Here is a 6,206-nt window from a genome sequence, read left to right on the forward strand (position 1 = left end):
GAAAAATTTATGCGGGCCAGTCTGGAAATGCGGTGGTTTTATAGCGGTGCACTGCCAAAATCTATCAATCAATGGTTTGGAAGCGAGAGTCTCGGCGGGTATCTTTCGCCTCCTGAAGAGCGGGAAGACATATATTTGCTAGTACCAAGCTGCGACTACTTGGGAGTGAAGCTACGCGGGAAAACCTTGGAGGTAAAGTGGCGTCAGGGAGAGTTGGGGATGATGCAGTTCGGCAACCGCTGGGAAGGCAAAGCCGAAAAGTGGCTGAAGTGGGTTTGTGCGGACACGATGGCGCCGATACCGGCGGATATTATAGCGACAGGAAAGTGGGTGGCAGTCAAGAAAAAGCGAGCGCAGCGTCTTTATCAAGTTTCGGAGTCGGGTGCGGTAAGGTCAGTGCCAGTAGAAGCCCCAATTCCTGAAGGCTGCACCGTGGAACTTACTCAGTTGAACATTAACGGCAGCGCGTGGTGGACTTTGGGATTTGAAACGTTTGGCAGCGAAAGTTCTTTGACAGAAAGCCTGCAAACAGTTGCTACTTGGACTAGCAAGAGTTATCAGGCGCAAAAGTTAAAAGCTGAGGATTCTTCTGCTTATCCCATTTGGCTGGGCAGCAAGTAATATCAAACCCGGCTTTAATAATACCTCCTGTATTTTTTAGTCGCCCTCTGCTGGGACGAGAGGCAAGTTTAGACGGGGTTTCAACCTCCGAGTCTGGCCGTCCTGGACGCCACTGGCATATATAGTAAGGTGCTCTACTACCCGAAATCTTCAAGAATATTTCAATAACGGAGTCTGACCGAGAAAATGGGATGCAAGCCCCGTCCTTTTAGGACGGCTTTATGCTATAGTTTAATTGGTTGAAATCCCCACCTAAGATTGCAGCGATATATACTCATCTTGAGTTGAAACCGGGACTGATCCAGTAATAGGGAAAGACCCAAGGGCAATGGTTAAAATCCAACCTGGAAGCAAAACAAAGTATTGTTAATGTTTTTCAAACAAAACGATACATATAGTCGGGATAGGGCATTGCCACGACTTAAAATGAACATGGAGGCGCTCGTAAGACTACTTCGGTAGCATTGGTCGATGAAGTGTTAAGAATCCTCTCGCCTTTAGGCAGGGGAGTATGTCAAGCACCTGAGATGTTGCACCATTTTCAATTAGGTTTTTTACGGGCGGGCTCTCCTGCCCAACCCCTACTCCCCACAAGAAAACTCACTCTTTGTGGAACAGGCATCTTGCGCGGGCTCTCCTGCCCAACCCCTACTCCCCACAAGAAAACTCACTCTTTGTGGAACAGGCATCTTGCCTGTTCTTGAGAATGGTGCAAGATGCACCCTAAAAATCGATCGTCCTGTGACAGTTGGCCTTAGTCTTATCTGATAGAGGGGGCTTGGAACTATCCCCCCTCTCTCCCATTCTCCCCCTCTCCGATTCTCCCCACTCTGCCAGCACTTCTGAGAATTTGACAAGCCAAAATCGCCGCCCCAAATCCATTATCAATATTCACCACACCCACACCCGCCGCACAAGAATTGAGCATAGTTAAAAGAGGAGCAATCCCGCCAAAACTCGCGCCGTAACCCACACTCGTCGGCACAGCAATCACCGGACAATCTGCCAAACCCGCAACCACACTCGCCAAAGCACCTTCCATACCCGCAACCGCAATCAACACATCAGCATCAGCAATCACGTGCCGGTTGCTCAGCAAGCGGTGAATGCCCGCAACTCCGACATCCCACAAACGTCGCACCTGAAAACCGCAAAGTTCCGCAGTAATTGCCGCCTCTTCCGCTACAGGCAAATCCGCCGTTCCCGCACTGATAATAGTCACAGTACCCGGATGCTGCGGATTTGGGGAATTAGGAGAAATTGCACAAATTCGAGCCTTTTGGTAGTAGCACAAATCGGGTATTTTTTGTTGCAATTGCTCGAAAACTTCCGGTTCGATTCGTGTCGCCATCACCGCCGAATTTCGCCCGCGCATCGCCTCGATAATCTCAACAATTTGGTCGGGCGTTTTCCCTGGGCCCCAAATTACTTCAGGAAAACCCGTTCTTAAAGTGCGGTGGTGGTCAATTTTGGCAAAATCGCCGACTTGTTCAAAGTCAAAATGCTTTAATTTATCCAAAGCGGCGATCGGACTAACATCGCCGGCCGCGACAGATTCGAGTAACTTCTGTAAAATTTTAGGTTCCATAAACTAATAACTAATGACTGCTAACTAATGACCGGCCCAAAAACGGATACAAGCCCCCAACTTAAATCGCGGCACAATTTTAGACTCTTGTTCAAGTTCCCAGATTCATCTTTAGAGTAAATGAAATCTAAAATCTAAAATCTAAAATCTAAAATCGACTGACTATTCTGTTATTTTCAGTTCGTACAAATTCCAGAAAGCACCGCCGAGGGCACTGTAGCGAATTCCCGAAACGCGATCGCGCACCGCCTCAAAAGTCAGCGGATTCACCATATAGATAAACGGCACTTGTTCCGCTATAATCCGCTGCGTCTCCCCATAAATTTCCTTGCGCTTAGCCTCATCAAGCTCTTGGGAAGCTTTCACGTAAAGGTCATCGATTTTTTGCTCCCAGTCGTCAACTTTCCAACCCTTAATCGGCGGTTCTCCGGCTTGCGGGCCCTGGTTGAAACTGTGCAGCGTGCCGTTAACAGACCAAATATTGTAGCCGCTGTGCGGTTCAGTACCTCCCGTAAAACCGCCGAGGTAAGTATCCCAATTCCGCGTCAATCGCAGCTTTTCCACATAAGTGTTAAAACTCAGGAACTGCGTATCAATTTGCATCCCCAGTTTGCCCAAGTCTTGCTTAATTTGCGTTGCCATTTGTTCCCGAACTTTTTTACCTGCGGCCATCAACAAAGTAAATCGCACCTTGTTGCCTTCAGCATCCAACAATTCGTCGTTACTATTATACTTGAAACCAGCACTTAACAGTAACTCTTTGGCTTTTTGCCGATCGTAACTGTAAGTTTTCAATCCCTCTTCTGGGGACAGGTAGAACGGGCTTTGCGCCGGAATTGGGGAATGCAGCGGCTCGCCAAGTCCGCGATAAATATTGTTAGTCATGGCGGATCGGTTGATGCCGTAGGCGATCGCCTGCCGAAATTCCTTAGTCGCGAACCACCGAGACTTAATTGGGTCTACAAACGGCTGATTTTGAGCATTGCGCCCCTTATTCAGATTGAAACACACAAAGACGCTGCCAGTATCCGGGCCGCCGTTGAAGACCGTATATTTGCCGCGATTTTCCTCCCGTTTCAGCAGGGGAAACACTTCCGGTTCCACGTTCAGAGTATCCAAATCGCCCGATCGAAAATTCAGCAGTTGATTGTCAGTATTTTCGATAATTTGCCAAACAATTTGCTGGATGTAAGGCTGGACATTTCCCTCAGCATCTTTGCGCCAAAAATACGGATTTCGTTCCAAAACAACGCGCTGATTAGGAGTATAACTCAGCATTCGGTACTGACCGTTGCCGACAATTTTTTTAGGATCAGTATCCGTGCCCCAAGTAGTCAGGTATTTAGGGTTGCCGTCTGCATCTGTATTTTCGACAGCTTCCTGTAAAATATGAGCTGGTAAAATTGGGATTCCCCCAGCATATCTAATAAATGGAGCAAAGGGTTCTGCCACGGAAAATTCAACGCGGCGGCTGTCAATTTTTTTAACTTTTGGGAATTCGCGACTCATGCCAACCCTCAGATTATCTTTCAAACCGCTAGGAATTTTGTCATTGAAATAAATCTTTTCATAGCTGAAGATAATGTCATCAGTAGTCATCGGTTCGCCGTCCGACCATTTCAAACCCTCTCGCAGGGTGAAGACAATCTTTTTGCCATCTTTAGAAACTTCCCAGGACTGGGCTAAACCGGGTTCTAAATCTGATGTTAACCCATTTTGGTTAATTAGTCCATCGTAAATATAGCCAAAAATGTCGTAGGCCGACTGATTTAACGGGGAGTTGAAGGTGGCCGGGCCGCTGGGGGTCGGAACGATGAGTCTGTTTACTAAGTTCGATCGGGCTGGAGTGCACGCAGACAGAGTTAGGGTGGCAATTGCCGCCAGTAAAATCGCCAGCCAGCGCAGTCTTGAATGTAGCATCATAGAAATTTTCATAATTTTTTAGTTTACCACCTGCGTGCAACTATGACTGAGATTGTAACCAACCAAGAAAGTCTTCAGTGCGCGAAAAATACTTTTCCACTCCAGCCTGTTGCAAAGCATCTTGAACTTCGGGAAGTTGGCGAAATTCTTTGATGTTGCCACTTAGAAATGCTTTGGTTTCTGTGGGGTGCAAGCGGGCATGAGTCAGGATACAGTGTAAAATTAAATTGTCGGTTGGATCTTTTTCTATCAAAGTTTCGTTTAAGCTTGCTTCGATCATCTCTGTATTTAATACAATCATTTCTGCATTTCGCGACATCAGACTTATCGCTTCTCGCAAGCGCGATTTAATTTCACCTACTCGATAGCGAGAGAAAATGAATGACTCTTCTAAGTGAAAAGATAGAGATGCGGCGTGTTCGGATGTCACATCTCGCTTTGTTTCGCTAATTTGGCGGCTTAGCTGTTGCCCAAAAGAGTTTTGTCGCTTCAACTCATCCTCTAAAGCTGACAAAGCCTCCATGTAACAAATGCTGGGTATGACCAACTGAACTGATGAGGACAAATCCCGCAGCAACATAATTGCTTCAGCCTCACGCCCTGTAGCAATACTCATCAAAAAGTTGGTCTCGATATATACGATTGCCACCTAATTCCACTCCTGATTTTGTTGTTCCACCTGCAAGTAACGGCAGCAAACCGATGGCTGCTATTTGTTCCGATGCTGGCGGAATTTCTGATTTCCAATGATAATCTAAGTCATGCAGCCACGATTGGATGAGCGTCTCAATGGTATCTTCAAATATCCATTTACTGCCAAATGTAGGGAGATAATAGCGACATATTTCACCAGTATTGAGAGTGCAAACAGGCTCCAATAAATTTTTTCCGTCCCATTTAAAAATCAAAATTTGTTCCGCGTCAACAAACATAGCATAGGGAACCATCGCGTTTTTTTCAGATAGCTTAGCTAACACCGCTTTCAGCCAATCGATCGCGCGAGCGATAATTTTCTGTTTCGCGGCTGTTTCTTGAGCTTGAATAATTTTAACCTCGATTAGCACGACTATGTTATCGTCCTTATCCAACGCGATCACATCCGCGTCTACGGGTAATTGTAACTCCCAAGTGTCAGTGTCCATGATTTCAGGCTTCCTAGCGATGTTGGATTTGAGATTAACTTTACAGTCAATTAGAGATTCTAGAGTTCTATTTTTTGCCCAACAAAACTACAGCATAGGCTGCAATTCCTTCTTCTCTCCCCACCGGGCCTAACTTTTCGTTGGTGGTGGCTTTGATGCCAATTTGGTCTGGTTTTAATTGTAGGACAGCAGAAAGCCGATCGCGCATTTGCTCAATATGCGGTTTCAGCTTTGGACGTTCCGCCACCACCACCGAATCAATATTGCCGATTTCCCAGCCTTTATCTAATATTAACTGATTGACTTGTGCCAGCAATACGAGACTATCCGCACCCTTCCATTTCGGGTCAGTTGGCGGGAAATAAAGACCGATATCTCCTAAGCTCAGAGCTCCGAGCATAGCATCCATGATAGCGTGAGTAAGTACGTCGGCGTCGCTGTGGCCGAGTAATCCTAATTCGTGAGGAATATTGACACCGCCTAGGATGAGAGGACGATCGGGAACTAAGCAGTGAATGTCGTAGCCATTGCCGATGCGGATGTTCATGTAAAAGGAAGGTTTGGTAAGTATAGTAGAAGACAATTATTTCATATTTTCAGGGAGATAAGTGAATTTATTTTTTAAGGCCGAGCCGAGTGTTAAATATTTTTTTTTCTGCTTTCCTCAGCAGCTATGGCAATCCTAAAGCTGTTGGAGGGGGGAGAGAAGGGTTAATGCTGGAAACGCTAGAAAATTATGGGGACTTCTCGATCGCTCTCCTGAAATCAAAGACTTACAAACGCGAATCCAAAATTTATTAGGCTCTTAAATAAGCTGTTGTTCATTTAAATTGCATATTTCGAGTCCCGATCAACAATCGTCAAATCCTCTCCCCCTCTCCTCTTCTCCCCCTCTCCCTCTCTAATACCATAGGCAATCTAGATGCAACACA

The 6,206-nt window shown here is 46.1% G+C and carries 6 protein-coding genes; 1 reads left to right on the forward strand and 5 read right to left on the reverse strand.

The features are described from left to right. Nucleotides 1–9: 9 nt before the first annotated feature. The gene (locus tag QUA00_RS28735; RefSeq protein WP_333147547.1) at nt 10–621 is read left to right on the forward strand and encodes a hypothetical protein; all 612 of its coding nucleotides are present in this window, start codon (nt 10–12) and stop codon (nt 619–621) included. Nucleotides 622–1,405: 784 nt separating this feature from the next. Here the strand turns inward: QUA00_RS28735 and larB are convergent. The 5 genes from larB to ispF form a co-directional block, all read right to left on the reverse strand. Beyond that, nucleotides 1,406–2,209, reverse strand: coding sequence for a nickel pincer cofactor biosynthesis protein LarB (gene larB, locus QUA00_RS28740; RefSeq protein ID WP_333411972.1), 804 nt, complete (start codon nt 2,207–2,209; stop codon nt 1,406–1,408). Nucleotides 2,210–2,371: 162 nt separating this feature from the next. Then, complete coding sequence (locus QUA00_RS28745) at nt 2,372–4,132, reverse strand: ABC transporter substrate-binding protein (RefSeq protein WP_333411974.1); 1,761 nt, start codon at nt 4,130–4,132, stop codon at nt 2,372–2,374. A 40-nt stretch (nt 4,133–4,172) separates the two neighbouring features. Then, complete coding sequence (locus QUA00_RS28750) at nt 4,173–4,781, reverse strand: PIN domain-containing protein (protein ID WP_333147219.1); 609 nt, start codon at nt 4,779–4,781, stop codon at nt 4,173–4,175. Then, nucleotides 4,726–5,274, reverse strand: coding sequence for a hypothetical protein (locus QUA00_RS28755; RefSeq protein ID WP_333147217.1), 549 nt, complete (start codon nt 5,272–5,274; stop codon nt 4,726–4,728). The genes QUA00_RS28750 and QUA00_RS28755 overlap by 56 nt, the downstream gene beginning before the upstream one ends. 67 nt (nt 5,275–5,341) lie before the next feature. After that, complete coding sequence (gene ispF / locus QUA00_RS28760; protein WP_333147227.1) at nt 5,342–5,821, reverse strand: 2-C-methyl-D-erythritol 2,4-cyclodiphosphate synthase; 480 nt, start codon at nt 5,819–5,821, stop codon at nt 5,342–5,344. Nucleotides 5,822–6,206: the final 385 nt, after the last annotated feature.

The sequence above is a fragment of the Microcoleus sp. T2B6 genome (assembly GCF_036700475.1).
Classification (GTDB): domain Bacteria; phylum Cyanobacteriota; class Cyanobacteriia; order Cyanobacteriales; family Microcoleaceae; genus Microcoleus.

Coding starts and splice junctions, on each gene's coding strand:
- QUA00_RS28735 (WP_333147547.1), top strand. CDS start 10: ATGCGGGCCAGTCTGGAAATGCGGTGGTTTTATAGCGGTGCACTGCCA.
- larB (WP_333411972.1), bottom strand. CDS start 2,209: ATGGAACCTAAAATTTTACAGAAGTTACTCGAATCTGTCGCGGCCGGC.
- QUA00_RS28745 (WP_333411974.1), bottom strand. CDS start 4,132: ATGATGCTACATTCAAGACTGCGCTGGCTGGCGATTTTACTGGCGGCA.
- QUA00_RS28755 (WP_333147217.1), bottom strand. CDS start 5,274: ATGGACACTGACACTTGGGAGTTACAATTACCCGTAGACGCGGATGTG.
- ispF (WP_333147227.1), bottom strand. CDS start 5,821: ATGAACATCCGCATCGGCAATGGCTACGACATTCACTGCTTAGTTCCC.